The sequence below is a fragment of the Streptomyces sp. NPDC001568 genome (assembly GCF_042893755.1).
GTDB lineage: Bacteria > Actinomycetota > Actinomycetes > Streptomycetales > Streptomycetaceae > Streptomyces.
In genome coordinates, this window is the sequence record NZ_JBIAVF010000009.1 from 32705 (window position 1) to 49051 (window position 16347).

The following is a 16347-nucleotide window of genomic DNA, read 5'->3' on the forward strand; positions in this document are numbered from 1 at the left end:
CCTAGCGGTCCGTGCGCGGGCCGACCTCGCCGCGACCGAGGCGGCTGTGGGCCCGTCCGTACAGGAAGTAGACGACGACGCCGATGACCATCCAGATCCCGAACCGGATCCAGGTCTCGGCCGGCAGGTTGAGCATCAGCCACAGCGACGCCGCGATCGACACGATCGGGACGAACGGCACCCACGGGGTGCGGAAGGCCCGGTGCAGGTCGGGTCGGGTCCGGCGCAGGATGATCACGCCGAGGGCGACGATCACGAAGGCGAACAGGGTGCCGATGTTCACGAGTTCCGCGAGCTTCTCCAGGCTGGTGAAGCCGGCGACGACCGCGATGATCAGGCCGAGCAGGATGGTCGCGCGGTAGGGCGTGCGGTACTTCGGGTGGGTGACGGAGAAGACGCGGGGCAGCAGTCCGTCACGGCTCATCGCGAAGAAGACGCGGGTCTGTCCGAGGAGCAGGATCATGCAGACGGTGATCAACCCGACGGACGCCCCGAGGCTGATGGCGCCGGCGAAGAAGGGTTGGTTCACCGATTTGAACGCCTCGGCCAGTGGCGCGGTCGGCGACATCTCCGAGTACTTCTGCATGCCGGTGACCACCAGCGTCACGGCGACGTAGAGCACCGTGCAGACGATCAGCGAGCCGAGAATGCCGCGCGGCATGTCCCGTTGGGGGTTCTTGGTCTCCTCTGCCGCGGTCGCCACGACGTCGAAGCCGATGAAGGCGAAGAAGATCAGCGAGGCGGCGGTGAAGATGCCCATGACGCCGAAGTTGGTGGGCGCGTACCCGAAGAGCAGCTGGACCAGCGGCGCGTGGATGCCACCGCCCGCCTCCTGCGGCTGGGCCGGCGGGATGAACGGGGAGTAGTTGTCGGCCTTGATGAAGAAGAGGCCGGCGATGATGACCAGCAGCACCACGGTCACCTTGATGGCGACGACGATCGCGGTGATCCGGGCCGACAGCTTCGTCCCGATGACCAGGACCGCGGTCAGCGCCAGGATCAGCAGGAACGCCAGCAGGTCGAAGGTGCCGCCGGCGTCCGGCCCGGCCAGCGCGGTCGGCAGTTCCCAGCCGAGGTTGGTCTCCAGGAGGTGGCGTACGTACCCGGACCAACCGACCGCCACCACCGCGGTGCCGAGCGCGAACTCCAGCACCAGGTCCCAGCCGATGATCCAGGCGGGCAGCTCGCCGATGGAGGCGTACGCGAAGGTGTAGGCCGAGCCGGCCACCGGCACGGTCGAGGCGAACTCCGCGTAGCACAGGGCCGCGAGGGCGCAGACGATGCCCGCCGCCACGAAGGCGAGGGCGGTGGCGGGTCCGGCGTTGTTCCGGGCGGCGATGCCCGTGAGGACGAAGATGCCGGTGCCGATGATGACGCCGACGCCGAAGACCGTCAGGTCCCAGGCCGAGAGCGATTTGCGGAGCGCGTGTTCCGGCTCCTCCGTGTCACGGATCGACTGCTCGACCGACTTGGTGCGGAAAGGACTGTTCAGATCCGTACTCACCGACGCACCTCCGAAAGGTGGCGTACGCAGCACGCGGACGCGAACGGGCCGGGAGGCCCACCCTCCCAGGGTGATCTCCCGGCCCGTGACGTGCAACCGCGCGTGATCCGGGCGGGTGGCCCGGCGTCGACTAGTCGACGGTGGCGGCCTGCTCGCTGTCGTAACGGCCGTCCAGCTTGGCCACGAGACCCGTGACCTGCCGCGCGATGTCCGGAGCGGTCAGGCCGATTTCGGCCATGATCTCCTTGCGCATCGCGTGGTCGAGGAAGCGCTGCGGGATGCCGAAGTCGCGCAGCGGGACGTCCACCCCGGCGTCGCGCAGGGCCTGCGAGACGGCGGCGCCGACACCACCGGTGCGGCCGTTGTCCTCGACGGTGACGACGACTCGGTGGCCGTCGGCGAGCGGGGCCAGGGCCTCGTCCACCGGCTTGACCCAGCGGGGGTCGACGACGGTCGAGGTGATGCCCTGCTTGTCGAGCAGGTCGGCGATCTCCAGGCACATCGGGGCGAGCGCGCCGACCGAGACGATGAGTACGTCCGGACGGGTGACGTCGGCGGCCGGGGTGCGCAGCACGTCCATGCCGCCGATCCGGCCGACGGCCGGTACGGCCGGGCCGACGACGCCCTTGGAGTACCGCACGACCGTCGGCGCGTCCTTGACGTCGACGGCCTCGCGGAGCTGGGCGCGCAGCTGCTCGGCGTCGCGGGGTGCGGCCAGGCGCAGCCCGGGGACCACCTGGAGGATGGACATGTCCCACATGCCGTTGTGGGAGGCGCCGTCGTCGCCGGTGACGCCGGCCCGGTCCAGGACGAAGGTGACCCCGCACTTGTGCAGGGCGACGTCCATCAGGACCTGGTCGAAGGCACGGTTCAGGAACGTCGCGTAGACGGCGAAGACCGGGTGGACGCCGCCGGTGGCGAGGCCGGCCGCCGAGGTGGCGCCGTGCTGCTCGGCGATGCCCACGTCGTAGATCCGGTTCGGGAAGGCCTCGGCGAACTTGTTGAGGCCGACCGGGTGGAGCATCGCGGCGGTGATGCCGACGACGTCGGGCCGGTCGTGGCCGAGCTTGACCATCTCGTCGGCGAAGACGGACGTCCAGCTGGCGGCGGCGGTCTTCACCGGCAGGCCGGTGTCCGGGTGGATGACGCCGACCGCGTGGAAACGGTCCGCCTCGTGTTCCAGGGCCGGGGTGTAGCCGCGGCCCTTCTGGGTGAGGCAGTGCACGATGACCGGGCCGCTGAAGCGCTTGGCGCGCGTGAGGGCGGACTCCAGGGCCTCGATGTCGTGGCCGTCGATGGGCCCGATGTACTTCAGGCCCAGGTCCTCGAACATGCCCTGCGGGGCGATGAAGTCCTTGAGGCCCTTCTTGGCTCCGTGCAGGGTCTCGTAGAGGGGCTTCCCGACGACCGGGGTGCGCTCCAGGAGGTCCTTGCCGCGGGCCAGGAAGCGCTCGTAGCCGTCCGTGGTGCGCAGGGTCGCGAGGTGGTTCGCGAGGCCGCCGATGGTGGGGCCGTACGACCGCTCGTTGTCGTTGACGACGATGACCAGCGGGCGGTCCTTGGCGGCGGCGATGTTGTTCAGCGCCTCCCAGGCCATGCCGCCCGTCAGCGCGCCGTCGCCGATGACCGCGGCGACGTGGTGGTCCTCGCGGCCGAGGACCTCGTTGGCCTTGGCGAGACCGTCGGCCCAGCCCAGCACCGTGGAGGCGTGGGAGTTCTCGATGATGTCGTGGTCGGACTCGGCGCGCGAGGGGTAGCCGGAGAGGCCGCCCTTGGAGCGCAGGTTGGAGAAGTCCTGGCGGCCGGTGAGCAACTTGTGCACGTAGGCCTGGTGCCCGGTGTCGAAGAGGACCTTGTCCTTCGGGGACTCGAAGACCCGGTGCAGGGCGATCGTCAGTTCGACCACCCCCAGGTTGGGGCCGAGGTGCCCGCCGGTCTTGGAGACGGCGTCGACGAGGAAGGACCTGATCTCGGCGGCGAGCTGGTCGAGCTCCTCCTGGCTGAGCCGGTCCAGATCGCGCGGTCCCTTGATGCGGGTCAGCAGCACCCGTGCCTCCTTGCAGTTGCTTGCTGGTCTGTCGAGTCTAATGTTCCGCTCGCGGGGGCGGTCATCGGGCGGTACCCGTAGGGTCACGCCTTTGTCATACCTGTACACCCCACCGCGGAATCACACATCCCAAACGGGCCCATACCCGCACACCTGTACGCACACATGTACGCACAGGTGCCCGGTGCCACACGAAGTGGCACCGGGCACTGTGACGGGTCTTACCGCCTGGGGACGCCCGAGGGCGCGCGATCAGGCGCGTCCGGCCGTCTTCTGGGTCTTGCGGGTCACCGAGTCGATGACCACCGTGGCGAGCAGGACCGCTCCGGTGATCATGTACTGGATCGGCGTCGCGATCCCCTCCAGGGCCAGACCGTACTGGATCGAGGTGATGACCATGACGCCGAGGAGGGCGTTCCAGGTCCGGCCCCGGCCGCCGAAGAGGCTGGTGCCGCCGATGACGGCCGCCGCGATCACGTTCATCAGCAGGTCACCGGCGCCGGCGCTCTGGTTGGCCGCCGCGATCTTGGAGGCCCAGAAGAGCCCGCCGATGGCGGCGAAGGTGCCGGCGATCGCGAAGACCGCGATGCGGATCCCGTTGACGTTGATGCCCGCGCGGCGGGACGCCTCGACGCTGCCGCCGAGCGCGAAGACGTTTCGGCCGAAGGAGGTGCGGCGCAGCAGGAAGTCCGTACCGACCAGGGCCAGGACGAAGAGCACGACCGCGAGCGGCAGGCCCTTGTACTGGTTGAACACCACGGCGGGGCCGAAGGTGAAGACGGCGAGCACGCCGGTGCGCAGCAGGATCTCGGTGAGCGGCCGCGAGGGGACCCCGGCGGCCTCCCTGCGGCGGTTGTCGAAGAAGGTGGCCAGGAAGTACCCGACCACGGCGAGCGCCGCGAGGCCGTAGCCGGCGGCCACGTCCGAGAAGAAGTACGTCGTGAGCTTGCCGACCACGCCGTCGGAATCGAGGTTGATCGTGCCGTTGCTGCCGAGGATCTGCAGCATCGCGCCGGACCAGAACAGCAGGCCCGACAGGGTGACGGCGAAGGCGGGGGCGCCGATCCGGGCGAAGAAGAAGCCGTGGATCGCCCCGATGAGGGCGCCGCCGACGACGGCCGCGAGGATCGCGAGCCACTCGTTGACCCCGTGGGTGACGGACAGGACGGCGACGATCGCGCCCGAGACGCCGCTGACGGAGCCGACCGAGAGGTCGATCTCGCCGAGCAGCAGCACGAAGATGATGCCGACGGCCATCATGCCCGTCGCGACCATGGTGATCGCGATGTTGGTGAGGTTCTCCGGGGAGAGGAAGTTCGAGTTCAGCCCCTGGAAGATGCTCCAGATGATGATCAGGCCGAGGACGACCGGGATGGAGCCCAGGTCACCGGCCTTCATCTTGCGGCCGAACTCGCTCAGGTATCCGGACAGGCCCTGCTCGCGCACCAGCAGTCGGGGGTCCACCGCGGGGATGGCGTCCGCCGCGGCGGAGGCGTTGACCGGGTCGACGTGCCCGGCCGGCCCCTTGCCCAGGGGATCGGCGGCGGGATTCTTGGTGCTCACTTGCGGGCCTCCCCGGTGCGGGCCGCCCGGCGGGTCACGGCGTTGTCCGTGGCTCCGGTGATGGCGGAGATGATCTCTTCCTGCGAGGTGTCGGCGACGCTGAAGACACCGTTGTTGCGACCCAGCCGCAGGACCGCCACCTTGTCGGCGACGGCCTTCACATCGGCCATGTTGTGGCTGATGAGGATGACGGCGTGGCCGCGCTCGCGCAGCCGCTCCACCAGGTCGAGCACCTGTGCGGTCTGCTCGACGCCGAGGGCGGCGGTGGGCTCGTCGAGGATGACGAGCTGGGGCTCGCCCAGCATCGAGCGGGCGATCGCCACGGTCTGGCGCTGGCCGCCCGAGAGCGAGGCGATGGGGATCCGGACACTGGGGATCCGGATGGACAGGGTGGTGAGGAGCTCGCGGGCGCGGCGCTCCATCTCCACCTCGTCGAGGACGCCGAAGCGCTTGAGTTCGCGCCCCAGGAAGAGGTTGCCGACGACGTCGATGTTGTCGCACAGCGCGAGGTCCTGGTAGACCGTCGCGATGCCCAGGCTCTGGGCGTCGTGGGGCTTGTTGATGGAGACCGGGCGGCCCTGCCACTCGATGACGCCGTCATCGATGGGGTGCACGCCGGCGATCGTCTTGACCAGCGTGGACTTGCCGGCGCCGTTGTCGCCGACGAGGGCGACCACCTCACCGGAGTGGATCTCGAGTTCTACGTCGGTCAGGGCCTGGACGGCGCCGAACCTCTTCGAGACCCCTCGCAACGCCAGCACGGGCGCAGCGGACACATGAACCATCTCCTTCGCCGCCTGACCGGCGGGGATGTCGTGCAAAAGAGCAGGAGCGGGGCGGATGGGGGGTGCGACACGAAGTCGGGTGGAGCGGTGGAGCGGTGGAGCAGCGAAAGCGGGGAAGTGCAAGAAACGTTTCTGCCCGGCGCCCCGCGGGTGGCGGGAAGTTGGGGCGGGGCGCCGGGCAGGCGCGGGGGCCGCCGCGGCCGCGGCCGCGGGCGACGGGGCCTACTTGAGGCCGAGGGTGGCGCAGGCGGCCGCGTACTTGTCGGCGCAGATCTCTTCGACCGTGTAGACGCCGTCCTTGACGACGGTGTCCTTGATGTTGTCCTTGGTCAGCGAGACGACCGGGATCAGGACGGACGGAACACCCTTGGAGGTCGGGCTGTCGACCTTCTGGTTGATGATCCCGTCGATCTTCTCGCCCTTGGCGAGGGCGACGGCCATCTCGGCGGCGGCCGCGGCCTCCGGGGCGTACGGCTTGTAGACGCTCATGAACTGCTCGCCCGACACGATCCGCTGCACACCGGCGAGTTCGGCGTCCTGGCCGGTGACCGGGGGCAGCGGGGACAGGCCGGCCGCCTTGAGGGCGGTGATGATGCCGCCGGCCATGCCGTCGTTGGCGGAGTAGACGCCGACGACCTTGTCCTTGCCGAGGGCCGAGAGCGCGCCCGCCATGTTGGTGTTGGCGTTCTCCGGCTTCCACTCCTTGGTGTCGTACTCCTTGCCGATGTTCACCTTGCCGTCGAGGACGGAGTGGGCGCCCTTCTTGAACAGCGCGGCGTTCGGGTCGGTGACGGAGCCGTTCATCATGACGATCTGGCCGTCCTTGGCCTTGTCGCCCAGCGCCTCCAGCAGGGCCTTGCCCTGGACCTTGCCGACCTCTTCGTTGTCGAAGGAGGTGTAGGCGTCGATCGGGCCCTCGGCGAGGCGGTCGTAGGCGACGACCGGAATGCCGGCGTCCTTGGCCTTCTTGACCGAACCCGCGATGGCCTTGGCGTCGACGGCGTCGATGATCAGCGCGTTCACCTTGTTGGTGATCATCGTTTCGACCTGGGAGTTCTGCGTGGTCGCGTCCTGCTTGGCGTTGGCGTAGACGACCTCGGCCTTGCCGCCGGTGAGATCGGCGATCTTCTTCTCGATCAGCGGCTTGTCGAACTTCTCGTAGCGAGCGGTCTGGTTCTCCGGCAGGAGCAGACCGATCTTGATCGCGTCACCGGCGGCGGCGGAGTCCTTCGGAGCGTCACCGGCCTCCTTGGCGCTTCCACAGGCGGCCAGCGAAACGGCCATGGCACCGGCGGCGACGGCTACGGCGGCTCTACGCATACGCGTGTTCATTACTTGAACCTCCCTGACGAGGCCGCAACACTGCGGCCGAGGTGGATGTGAGTCAACCCCGGCCGCAACTTTGCCGTCAAGGAGTGAATCCTTAACGAGATGACAACGGTGCCATCCGTTATCTAACTGAAGACATGACGGCGGGCGCTCGCACCCCTATGCCATTTTCCGCCAAAAGCGTCGAATCGCCCATCTCGCTGAGGACGAGGGCCAGGGCGCCGAGCACCTCCGCGCGGCCCCCCAGCGACCCCGTGAGAACCGACAACTGCCGGGCCGCGCTGGGGATCGCGTACCGTCCGACGGACTCCCGGATGGGCGTCAGGACCAGTTCCCCGGCCTCCGCGAGCGAGCCGCCGAGGACCACCCGGCTCGGGTTCAGGAGGTTGCAGAGGCTGGCCACGCCGCTGCCGATGTGCCGGCCGACGTCGGTGATGACCCGACGGCAGCCGGGGTCCCCGTCTCGGGCCAGTTCGACCACCCGCTCCATCGTCAGGTCCGGTCCGTGGCTGCTCTCCAGGAGCGGCAGCACGTAGCGGGCCGCGGCGAAGGTCTCCAGGCAACCGCGGTTGCCGCAACGGCAGACGGGGCCGGACTCGTCGAGGGTGATGTGCCCGATCTCGCCGGCCGTGCCGCCCGGCCCGCGGTAGATCTGACCGTTGATCACCAGGCCCGCGCCGACACCGCTGGCCACCTTGATGTAGGCCAGGTCCTTGACGCCGCGACCGCTCCCCCAGACCAACTCGCCGAGCGCGCCGAGGTTCGCGTCGTTGTCCACGTAGACCGGCACGCCCAGGCGCTGCGAGAGCTCCTGGCGCGGGTTGATCCCGGCCCAGCCCGGCAGGATCGCGGTGGAGCCCAGGGTCCCGGACTCCACGTCGATGGGCCCGGGCACGCCGAGGCCGACTCCGATGACCTTGTCCCGGCCCACCCCGACGCCCTCGATCAGCCGTCCGACCAGCGCTTCGGCCCGGTCGAAGCCCTCCACCCAGGACGCGTCCACGTCGAGCGGCTCGGACTCCTCGGCCAGCACTTGGTGCGCGAGGTTGCCGACGGCCACCCGCAGGTGGGTGTGGCCGAAGTCCACGCCGATCACGATCCCCGCGTCCCCGCTGAGCGAGACGCTGCGGGCCCGGCGACCGCCGGCCGAGGTGTCGATGACCTCGACGGTCCCGGCCTCCTTGAGCTCACGGACGATGTTGGAGACCGTGGCCGCCGACAGTCCGGTGGCGCGGGCGATCTCCGCCTGGGTCAGCGAACCGGCGAGCCGCACGGCCCGCACGACCCGTTCCAGATTCGCGCGATGCAGCGAGGACTGCGATCCGGGAGTCTGCACGACTCATCCACTCCTGCCCATAAGCGACGGCGGACCGTCGCCCCCCTTGGCCGGCGTCGCGGCTAGGCGCTCCGAGACTCCGGCGTCTCTCCAACTTGTGAACCTTAAGTCGAGCCTTTGGGCCTCCACACGTCAAGAGGCTGACGCAGCACGAAAAGGACACCGGTAACCAAAAGTATGATCAGGGACCTCCCGGATCGTGTTACGGTCGCTGAGGCGCCGGTCCTCTGCGGCCTTTCCGGCCGGACCGGGCGCCCGAAATGACGGCACTACGCGAGGAGGTGTTCGGGATGAGTCCCGATCGAAGTCCTCGCAGTGCCCTGCTCGGCTGACCCTTCCGATCGACTGACCCCTCGATCGGACGGCCGACCCTCCACCGGATGAGCACGGCGGCGCCCGCGCCGTTCCCGTGCCCCTTCCATTGAGGCACCGCACCACTCCTTCCGCATGCCCTGCACACGCCGTGCCGGGCCCGCGTCATCCATGCCCACCGGCGCTCCGGCCCCATGGCCGGCCCGCGCCGACCCATGATCACTCCACGTGACCGCTCGGCTTCGCGCTGCCCGGACACCGTGGAGGGAGGTATTCGTCATGACCATGCTCACCCCTCGTACCCCCACGAAGCTCGCACCGCCGGGCCGGACCCGCCGCGAGCACAAGGCCGCCGAGCTGGAGGCCGGAACCCGCCTCGTCGGCGAGCGCCTCACCACGATCGGCGCCCGCACCGGCGTCCAGGTGCTCCAGGACCTCGACACCTCGCGCGCCGGACTCACCCACGCCGAGGCGGCCCTTCGCCTGGAGCGGCACGGCGCCAACGTCGTGGCCCGCGAGCGCGCCCCCCGCTGGCCGCTCCAGCTCGCGAAGGCGTACTGGAACCCCTTCATCGGGGTCCTGGTCCTCCTCGCCGCCGTCATGTTCTGGCAGGACCCGGCGGACCCGGGCGTCGTCATCCTCTCCGTGATGGTGGGGATCAGCGGACTGCTGCGCTTTTGGCAGGAGTTCCGCTCCGGGCGCGCCGCCGACGCCCTGAAGCAGCTCGTCACCACCACCTGCGCGGTGCAGCGCCGGGCCGGCAGCGGTTCCGCGCCGACCACCTTCGAGGTGCCGATGGACCAGGTGGTCCCGGGCGACCTCGTGAAGCTGGCCGCGGGTGACCTGATCCCGGCCGATCTGCGGCTCGTCGCCGCCAAGGACCTGATGGTCTCGCAGGCCGCCCTGTCCGGGGAGTCGCTGCCGGTCGCCAAGGCCGACATCCGGTCGGACGACCCGGGCACGGTCGGCGCCACCGACCCCGTCGAGGCCGACAACCTCTGTTTGATGGGGACCTCGGTCACCTCCGGGACCGCGACCGGCGTGGTCGTGGCCACCGGCGCGGACACCTGGTTCGGCTCCATGGCCGGCTCGCTCGTCGGCGAGCGTCCGCAGACCAACTTCGACACCGGGGTGCGCAAGGTCAGCTTCCTGCTGATCCGCTTCATGCTGGTGATGGTCCCGGTCGTCTTCGTGATCAACGGCGTGACCAAGGGCGACTGGAACGAGGCCTTCCTCTTCGGCATCGCCGTCGCGGTGGGCCTGACCCCCGAGATGCTGCCGATGGTCGTCTCCGCCAACCTGGCCCGCGGCGCGGTGGCGATGTCCCGCCGCAAGGTGGTCGTCAAGCGGCTCAACGCGATCCAGAACCTGGGCGCGATGGACGTCCTGTGCACGGACAAGACCGGCACCCTCACCGAGGACCGGATCGTCCTGGACCGCTACCTCGACGTCCACGGCGACGAGGACACCGAGGTCCTGGAGTACGGCTACCTCAACGCCCACTTCCAGACCGGCCTGCGCAACCTCATGGACCGGGCCGTCATCGACCGCGTGGACGAGGCCGAGGAGGTTGTCGTCGACGCACGGTTCTCGATGGTCGACGAGATCCCCTTCGACTTCGCCCGACGCCGGATGACCGTGGTCCTCAACCGCAACGGCCTGACGGCCGGCCCCGGCCGCGCCGAACACGTCATGATCACCAAGGGTGCCGTCGAGGAGGTCCTCGGTCTGTGCACCCACCTGACGGACCGCGGCGAGCGGACCGAGCTGACCGACCGGCTGCGCCGGCGCGTGGCCCGGATCGCCGAGGACAACAACCGGCGGGGCCTTCGGGTCCTCGCCGTCGCCACCCGCACGGTCGCCGTGCCGCGCGACACCTACACCGTCGCGGACGAGGACGGGCTGACCCTGGTCGGCTTCCTCGCCTTCCTCGACCCGCCGAAGGCCTCCGCCGCCGCGGCCCTGCAGGGCCTGGCCGACAAGGGCGTCGCGGTCAAGGTCGTCACCGGGGACAACGAGCTCGTCGCGGCCCGGGTCTGCGCCGAGGTCGGCATCGAGGTGGGACACGTGGTCTCGGGCGCCGAGGTCGACGCCCTCGACGACACGGCCCTGCGCGCGCTGGCCGCCCGTACGACCGTCTTCGCCAAGGCCAACCCGGTCCAGAAGGCCCGCATCGTGCGGGCGTTGCAGGCCGAGGGGCACACCGTCGGCTTCCTCGGGGACGGGATCAACGACGCGGCCGCCCTGCGGGACGCCGACGTCGGCATCTCGGTGGACACCGCCGTGGACATCGCCAAGGAGTCGGCGGACATCATCCTGCTGGAGAAGGACCTGACCGTCCTGGAACAGGGCGTCGTCCAGGGCCGGACCACCTTCGGCAACACGATCAAATACATCAAGATGACCGCGTCGTCGAACTTCGGCAACGTCTTCTCGGTGCTGGTGGCGAGCGCGTTCATCCCCTTCCAGCCGATGCTCGCGATCATGCTGCTGGTGCAGAACCTGGTCTACGACATCTCCCAGCTGGCCACGCCCTGGGACCGGATGGACGCGGATTACCTGCGCAAGCCCCGCAACTGGGACGCCAAGGGCATCTTCCGCTTCATGGTCACCATCGGTCCCATCAGCTCGATCTTCGACATCGCCATGTTCGTGATCATGTGGAACGTGTTCGCCGCGAACAGCGAGGCGCACCAGGCGCTCTTCCAGTCCGGCTGGTTCGTCGAGGGCCTGCTCTCGCAGACCCTGGTCGTCCACATGATCCGTACCCGCCGGATCCCCTTCGTCCAGTCGCGCGCCTCGTGGCCGGTGATGGTGATGACGGCCCTCGCGGTGCTCACCGGCCTGTGGCTGCCGTTCTCGCCGCTGGCCGCCCCGCTGGGCTTCGTGGCCCTGCCGGCCGGCTACTTCCCCTGGCTGATCGGCGTGCTGCTCGCGTACTGCACGCTCACCCAGCTCGTGAAGACCTGGTACATCCGCCGCTTCGGCACCTGGCTGTAGGAACACCCGGCTGTAGAAACACCTGACGGTGGGAAGGAGGGCGGGCCGATGACGCTGCTCAGCGAAGGGGAAATGGCCGGGCACCTCGGGGCCGCGCTCGGCTTCGGCGCGCTGATCGGCCTGGAACGGCAATGGCGGGCCCGGTTGGCGGGACTGCGTACGAACGCCCTGGTCGCGGGCGGGGCCGCGCTGTTCGTGCTGCTCTCGCAGTACGGGTTCCTCGGGACCGTCTCCGAGGTCAACTACGACGGCTCCCGCGTCGCGGCCCAGGTCGTCTCCGGGATCGGCTTCCTCGGCGCCGGAGTGATCATGCGGGACGGGCTCGGCGTACGGGGGCTGAACACGGCCGCCACCCTGTGGTGCTCGGCGGCCGTGGGCTGTCTGGCGGGGGTCGGCCTCTTCGTCCTGGCGGCCTTCGGTACGGCGGGCGTGGTGGGGACCAACCTCCTGCTGCGCCCGCTGGGCCGGCGTCTGGACCGCGAGCCGCGCGGCGGGGCGGAGGTGGCGGCCGACTACCACTTCGAGGCGGTGTGCCTCGAGGCGGAGGAGGCCCACATCCGCCACCGGGTGGTGGACGCCCTGGGCCGGCCCGGGTACCAGCTGCGGGAGATCCGCAGCCAGGACGGGCCGACCGCCGGGCTGGTCACCGTATCGGCGCTGCTGACCGCCGAGGGGACGCAGGGCCGGACGCTGGAGGAGGCCGTCAGCAACCTCTCGCTCGATCCGGCGGTCTCGGCGGTCGGCTGGTCGGTGCTGCCGGAGCGGGCGGAGCGGGCGTGATCCCGCTCCGCCCGGGGATCGGGCCCTACTTGAGGGTCGCGGAGGTCAGTCCCGCCTGGATCTGGCGCTGGAAGGACAGGTAGACCACCAGCATCGGGATCATCGCGATGGTCACGCCGGCGAACAGCACCGGCAGGTCCGTCTCGTACCCCATCTGGTACTGGAGTTGGATCAGGCCCTGGGTGAGCATGTACCGCTCGGGGTCCGATCCGCTCTGGGGCTGCATCAGCACGGAGGGCAGGATGTACTGGTTCCACTGGCCCAGGACATTGAATATCCCCACGCTGATCAGGCCGGGCTTGGCCATCGGCAGCATCACCTGGAAGAAGATCCGGGTGTCGGAGGCCCCGTCGATCACCGCCGCCTCGTGCACCGCCGTCGGCAGGGTGCGGAAGAAGGAGTGCATGAAGAAGACGGTGAACGGCATCGAGTAGGCGACGTAGACCAGGATCAGGCCCTGGTAACTGTTCAACATGTCCAGGCGCTTGACCATGAAGAACAGCGGTACGAGCGCCAGGAACACGGGGAACATGGCCCCGCTGACGAAGAAGTAGTAGATGACCCGGTTGCCCTTGAAGGGGTACCGGGCCAGTACGTACGCCGCCATGGAACCCAGCAGCATGGTGAGCGGGACGGAGAACACCATCACGATGAGCGTGTTGGCGAAGTAGTCCCCGATGCCCTTGTCCCAGGCCCGGCCGAAGGCGTCGAAGTTCCAGTTGGAGGGCCAGCTGAGGGCCGATCCGCCGATCTGGGAGTCGGTCTTGAAGGAGCCGAGCGTCAGCCAGAACAGCGGCAGGACGATCAGTATCGCCCAGACGGCCAGGAAGCCGTGGGAGAAGACGTTGAGCACCATGCCGTCGGAGGTGCGCTTCGCGCCCCCCTTCGGGCGGCCGTCGGCGCCGGACTTCTCGGCCGCGGCCTCACCGGGGGCCTTGATCACTGTGGTCATCGTGTCTCCCGCTCAGAACTCGATGCGCTCGCGGCGGGTGGCGCGCAGCGTGACAAGGGAAAGGATCAGGGTCAGGATCAGCATGACCACGCCCATGGCGCAGGCGTATCCGCTCTTGCCGAAGTAGAGGAAGTTGCGCATCAGGACCGTGGCCATGACCTCGCTGTGGTGGTCGGGTCCGCCACCGAACTGCCCGGAGGTCATGGTCGACACGAGGACGAACATGTCCATCGCGGCGATGCCCAGGTAGACCGCCGAGGTCTGTACGGAGTCCCAGAGCAGCGGCAGCGTGACCTTGACGAAGGTCTGGGCGCGGCCGGCGCCGTCCAGCAGGGCGGCTTCGTAGATGTCCCTCGGCACGGACTGCATGGCCGCCGAGAAGAGCACCAGGTAGAAGCCGACGCCGTGCCAGACCACCACGAGCAGCAGGCACCAGAGCACCAGGTCGGGCTCGTTGAGCCATTCGATGGGGTGGGCCGGGTCGACGACGCCGATCCTGGTGAGGAAGCCGTTCAGCAGGCCGCCCTCGTCACTGCGGTACACGGCGCCGAACAGCACCGCGAGGATGGCGAGGGAGAGGACCTGCGGGAAGAAGTAGATGATCTTGTAGAAGGCCGATCCGCGCACGCCCCGGACACCGCCGGCCCCGCTGCGCCCTCCCGCGTTCACCATGAAGGCGAAGAAGAGGGCGAGCAGGATGGTGACCGTGGGGACGAACACCAGGAGCAGCAGGTTGTGCCACAGGGCCCCGAGGAAGACCTCGTCCTTCATCAGCGCCGCGTAGTTGTCCAGCCCGACGAGCTCGAACGTCGGTGACTGGCCCGACCAGTTGGTGAAGGAATAGCCGAACGTCTGGATGTACGGCCAGATGACGAAGGTCAGGTACAGCGCGAGGGGCAGGACGAGGAATCCGGCGATGAAGCCGCCCCGTCCTCTGCTCGTGGCTACTTGGCTCATGGTGTCCGTCCCTGATGGTTCCGGGTGCCCGGTGGACGCGGGGTCAGCTGCGCTTGTTGTTCTTCGCGTTCGGGTCCTTGGCCGCCTTGTCCACCGCGGCCTGGGCCCGCTTGATCCATTCCTTGGGCTGGATGCGCTGGGCCATCAGCTCGTTGGACGCGTTCTCGAGCTCGGTGCCCATCTCGCTGTACCACTCGGTGTACAGGTAGTTGAAGGTGTTGTCCCCGGCGGCCTTGAGGGCCTCGACCGCGGACTGGGTGCCGGGCCGCAGCTTGACGTTGGGGTCGACGCCGTCCTTGACGACGGTGAGCGAGTTCGCCTGCTGGGCGAAGATCGTCGACCATTCGCGGGACAGCATCGAGCGCAGGAACTCCAGGCCCCCAGCCTTGTTGGCGGCCTTCTCGGGGACGATGAAGGGCTCGCCGGCGCCGGCCCGGATGGCATCGAAGGGGAGCTTGCTGTCGGCCAGTACGGGCATCGGCAGGAACTTCATGTCGAAGTCCTCCGGGGTCTGCTTCAGCTGCTCGTTCTCCAGCCAGGACCCGGAGGGGATGAAGGCGGCCTTGTACTGGTTCCAGGCCGTCTGGGACTCCGTGTGGGTGAGGCCGTTGGTGCCCGGCATCAGGAGGCCCTTCTCGACGACCTCGTACACCGCCTCGACCGCGGCCAGGGCCGCCGGGTTGCCCTCGAAGGCGTTCGGCTCCAGGTTGTCGATGGCCTTCATGGCCTCCAGACCGCCCTTCTTGGCGATCAGGTCCATGATGACGACGTTGATGTAGTACGGGAACTTGCCCTGGTGGGCGAGGCCGCCGATGCCGGCCTCCTTGGCCTTGGTGCAGACCGCGAGGAACTCGTCCCAGGTCTTCGGCGCCGCCCAGCCCTTCTCCTTGAAGAGCTTGCCGGAGTACCAGAAGCCGAAGACGGTGTAGACGTAGTTCAGGGCGACGAACTTGCCGCCCTGGGTGCCCTGTTCGATCGTGCCCTTGATGAGGGTGTCGCGCACCTTCTTGGCGGGGTCGTCGAGCGAGGGGGCGTCGAGCACCTGCGTGAGGTCGGCGAGTTGGCCGCCCTTGAAGAGCACGTCCAGCTTGATCTGCTGGGCGCCGGCGTCGTCGACGACGTCCGGCGGGTTGCCGCCGTTGAAGCGCGGCTGAAGCTTGGCGGTGATCTCCTGGGTGCCGAGGTGGGAGCTGGTGGTGCCCCACTTCTTGTCGAAGGCGGCTTCCCAGGCCTTGGCGTAGTCGTCACCGAATCCGCCCTTGAAGACGACCACCTCCAGCTTGCCGCCCTTGGCGACGCCGAACGGGTTCTCGGGGGAGGTGGCCGCCTTGGACTCGTTGCCCTTCGGGGCCGCCTCGCCGCCGGAGGCGCACGCGGACAGGAAGCTCATCGTCGGGACGGCGATCAGGCCGAGTGCCGCGGAGCGCTTGATCAGGTCCCGGCGGCCGAGGCCCTCACCGGTGCTGTTCTCGCCGTGGGCGGAGGTGGATCCCATGCTCAAGTCCTCGCCTTCGTCAGGGGTGTGAAGGAGGCGGGAAAACACGGCAGTTCCCGTGCATGCGGCATCACCGCAGGTCCCCGCCGTCCCCCGGTCCGGGGCCGCTCATTTCGCGGTGGTCCGGACGGGCACAGGTATAGTCCACTTCCGCTCGGCTGAGCAAGATCGTGCACAAGGATCGTCCCCGGCTTTTCCGAGTTGAGACCTCACCGTCACCTGGCCTGCTCCCCCAGGAGCGCGCCGAGCAAACGGAAGGGCCGTATCCCCTTGTACGGGGATACGGC

11 protein-coding genes are annotated in these 16347 nt (G+C 68.9%); 2 read left to right on the top strand and 9 right to left on the bottom strand.

Going from position 1 to position 16347, the window contains the following annotated elements; all coding sequences use genetic code 11:
• Position 1: 1 nt before the first annotated feature.
• The 6 genes from ACFY0I_RS17965 to ACFY0I_RS17990 all read right to left on the bottom strand — a co-directional run bounded on the left by ACFY0I_RS17965 (position 2) and on the right by ACFY0I_RS17990 (position 8564).
• Positions 2 to 1504 (bottom strand): amino acid permease, encoded by a 1503-nt coding sequence (locus ACFY0I_RS17965; protein ID WP_388896320.1) that lies wholly within the window; start codon positions 1502 to 1504, stop codon positions 2 to 4.
• Positions 1505 to 1634: 130 nt separating this feature from the next.
• Positions 1635 to 3551 (bottom strand): 1-deoxy-D-xylulose-5-phosphate synthase, encoded by a 1917-nt coding sequence (gene dxs, locus ACFY0I_RS17970; protein ID WP_388896322.1) that lies wholly within the window; start codon positions 3549 to 3551, stop codon positions 1635 to 1637.
• A 252-nt stretch (positions 3552 to 3803) separates the two neighbouring features.
• Positions 3804 to 5084, bottom strand: a complete 1281-nt coding sequence (locus ACFY0I_RS17975; RefSeq protein WP_388896876.1) for a sugar ABC transporter permease — start codon at positions 5082 to 5084, stop codon at positions 3804 to 3806.
• 26 nt (positions 5085 to 5110) lie between these two features.
• Positions 5111 to 5899 (bottom strand): ATP-binding cassette domain-containing protein, encoded by a 789-nt coding sequence (locus ACFY0I_RS17980; RefSeq protein WP_388896325.1) that lies wholly within the window; start codon positions 5897 to 5899, stop codon positions 5111 to 5113.
• 222 nt (positions 5900 to 6121) lie between these two features.
• Entirely contained in the window at positions 6122 to 7231 is a 1110-nt protein-coding gene (locus tag ACFY0I_RS17985) for a sugar ABC transporter substrate-binding protein (protein WP_281206070.1), read from the bottom strand.
• Between the two features lie 118 nt (positions 7232 to 7349).
• A complete protein-coding gene (locus ACFY0I_RS17990; protein ID WP_388896328.1) occupies positions 7350 to 8564 on the bottom strand; it encodes an ROK family protein in 1215 nt (404 codons plus the stop codon).
• 591 nt (positions 8565 to 9155) lie between these two features.
• Between ACFY0I_RS17990 and mgtA the strand changes: the two genes are divergently transcribed.
• Positions 9156 to 11876: a magnesium-translocating P-type ATPase gene (gene mgtA / locus ACFY0I_RS17995; protein ID WP_388896331.1), complete on the top strand. Its 2721-nt coding sequence runs from the start codon at positions 9156 to 9158 to the stop codon at positions 11874 to 11876.
• A gap of 48 nt (positions 11877 to 11924) precedes the next feature.
• Positions 11925 to 12656: an MgtC/SapB family protein gene (locus ACFY0I_RS18000; protein WP_388896334.1), complete on the top strand. Its 732-nt coding sequence runs from the start codon at positions 11925 to 11927 to the stop codon at positions 12654 to 12656.
• A gap of 25 nt (positions 12657 to 12681) precedes the next feature.
• Here ACFY0I_RS18000 and ACFY0I_RS18005 read toward each other — a convergent pair whose 3' ends face one another.
• The 3 genes from ACFY0I_RS18005 to ngcE are packed head-to-tail and all read right to left on the bottom strand — an operon-like array spanning position 12682 to position 16060.
• Positions 12682 to 13608: a carbohydrate ABC transporter permease gene (locus tag ACFY0I_RS18005; protein ID WP_388896336.1), complete on the bottom strand. Its 927-nt coding sequence runs from the start codon at positions 13606 to 13608 to the stop codon at positions 12682 to 12684.
• 12 nt (positions 13609 to 13620) lie between these two features.
• Entirely contained in the window at positions 13621 to 14565 is a 945-nt protein-coding gene (locus tag ACFY0I_RS18010) for a carbohydrate ABC transporter permease (protein WP_388896339.1), read from the bottom strand.
• A gap of 43 nt (positions 14566 to 14608) precedes the next feature.
• Positions 14609 to 16060, bottom strand: a complete 1452-nt coding sequence (ngcE, locus tag ACFY0I_RS18015) for an N-acetylglucosamine/diacetylchitobiose ABC transporter substrate-binding protein (RefSeq protein WP_388896341.1) — start codon at positions 16058 to 16060, stop codon at positions 14609 to 14611.
• Positions 16061 to 16347 lie beyond the last annotated feature (287 nt).

Excerpts from the sequence above, each read along its gene's own strand:
- ACFY0I_RS17980 (WP_388896325.1), bottom strand. The coding sequence starts at position 5,899 with ATGGTTCATGTGTCCGCTGCGCCCGTGCTGGCGTTGCGAGGGGTCTCG.
- ACFY0I_RS17985 (WP_281206070.1), bottom strand. The coding sequence starts at position 7,231 with ATGAACACGCGTATGCGTAGAGCCGCCGTAGCCGTCGCCGCCGGTGCC.
- mgtA (WP_388896331.1), top strand. The coding sequence starts at position 9,156 with ATGACCATGCTCACCCCTCGTACCCCCACGAAGCTCGCACCGCCGGGC.
- ACFY0I_RS18000 (WP_388896334.1), top strand. The coding sequence starts at position 11,925 with ATGACGCTGCTCAGCGAAGGGGAAATGGCCGGGCACCTCGGGGCCGCG.
- ACFY0I_RS18005 (WP_388896336.1), bottom strand. The coding sequence starts at position 13,608 with ATGACCACAGTGATCAAGGCCCCCGGTGAGGCCGCGGCCGAGAAGTCC.
- ACFY0I_RS18010 (WP_388896339.1), bottom strand. The coding sequence starts at position 14,565 with ATGAGCCAAGTAGCCACGAGCAGAGGACGGGGCGGCTTCATCGCCGGA.
- ngcE (WP_388896341.1), bottom strand. The coding sequence starts at position 16,060 with ATGGGATCCACCTCCGCCCACGGCGAGAACAGCACCGGTGAGGGCCTC.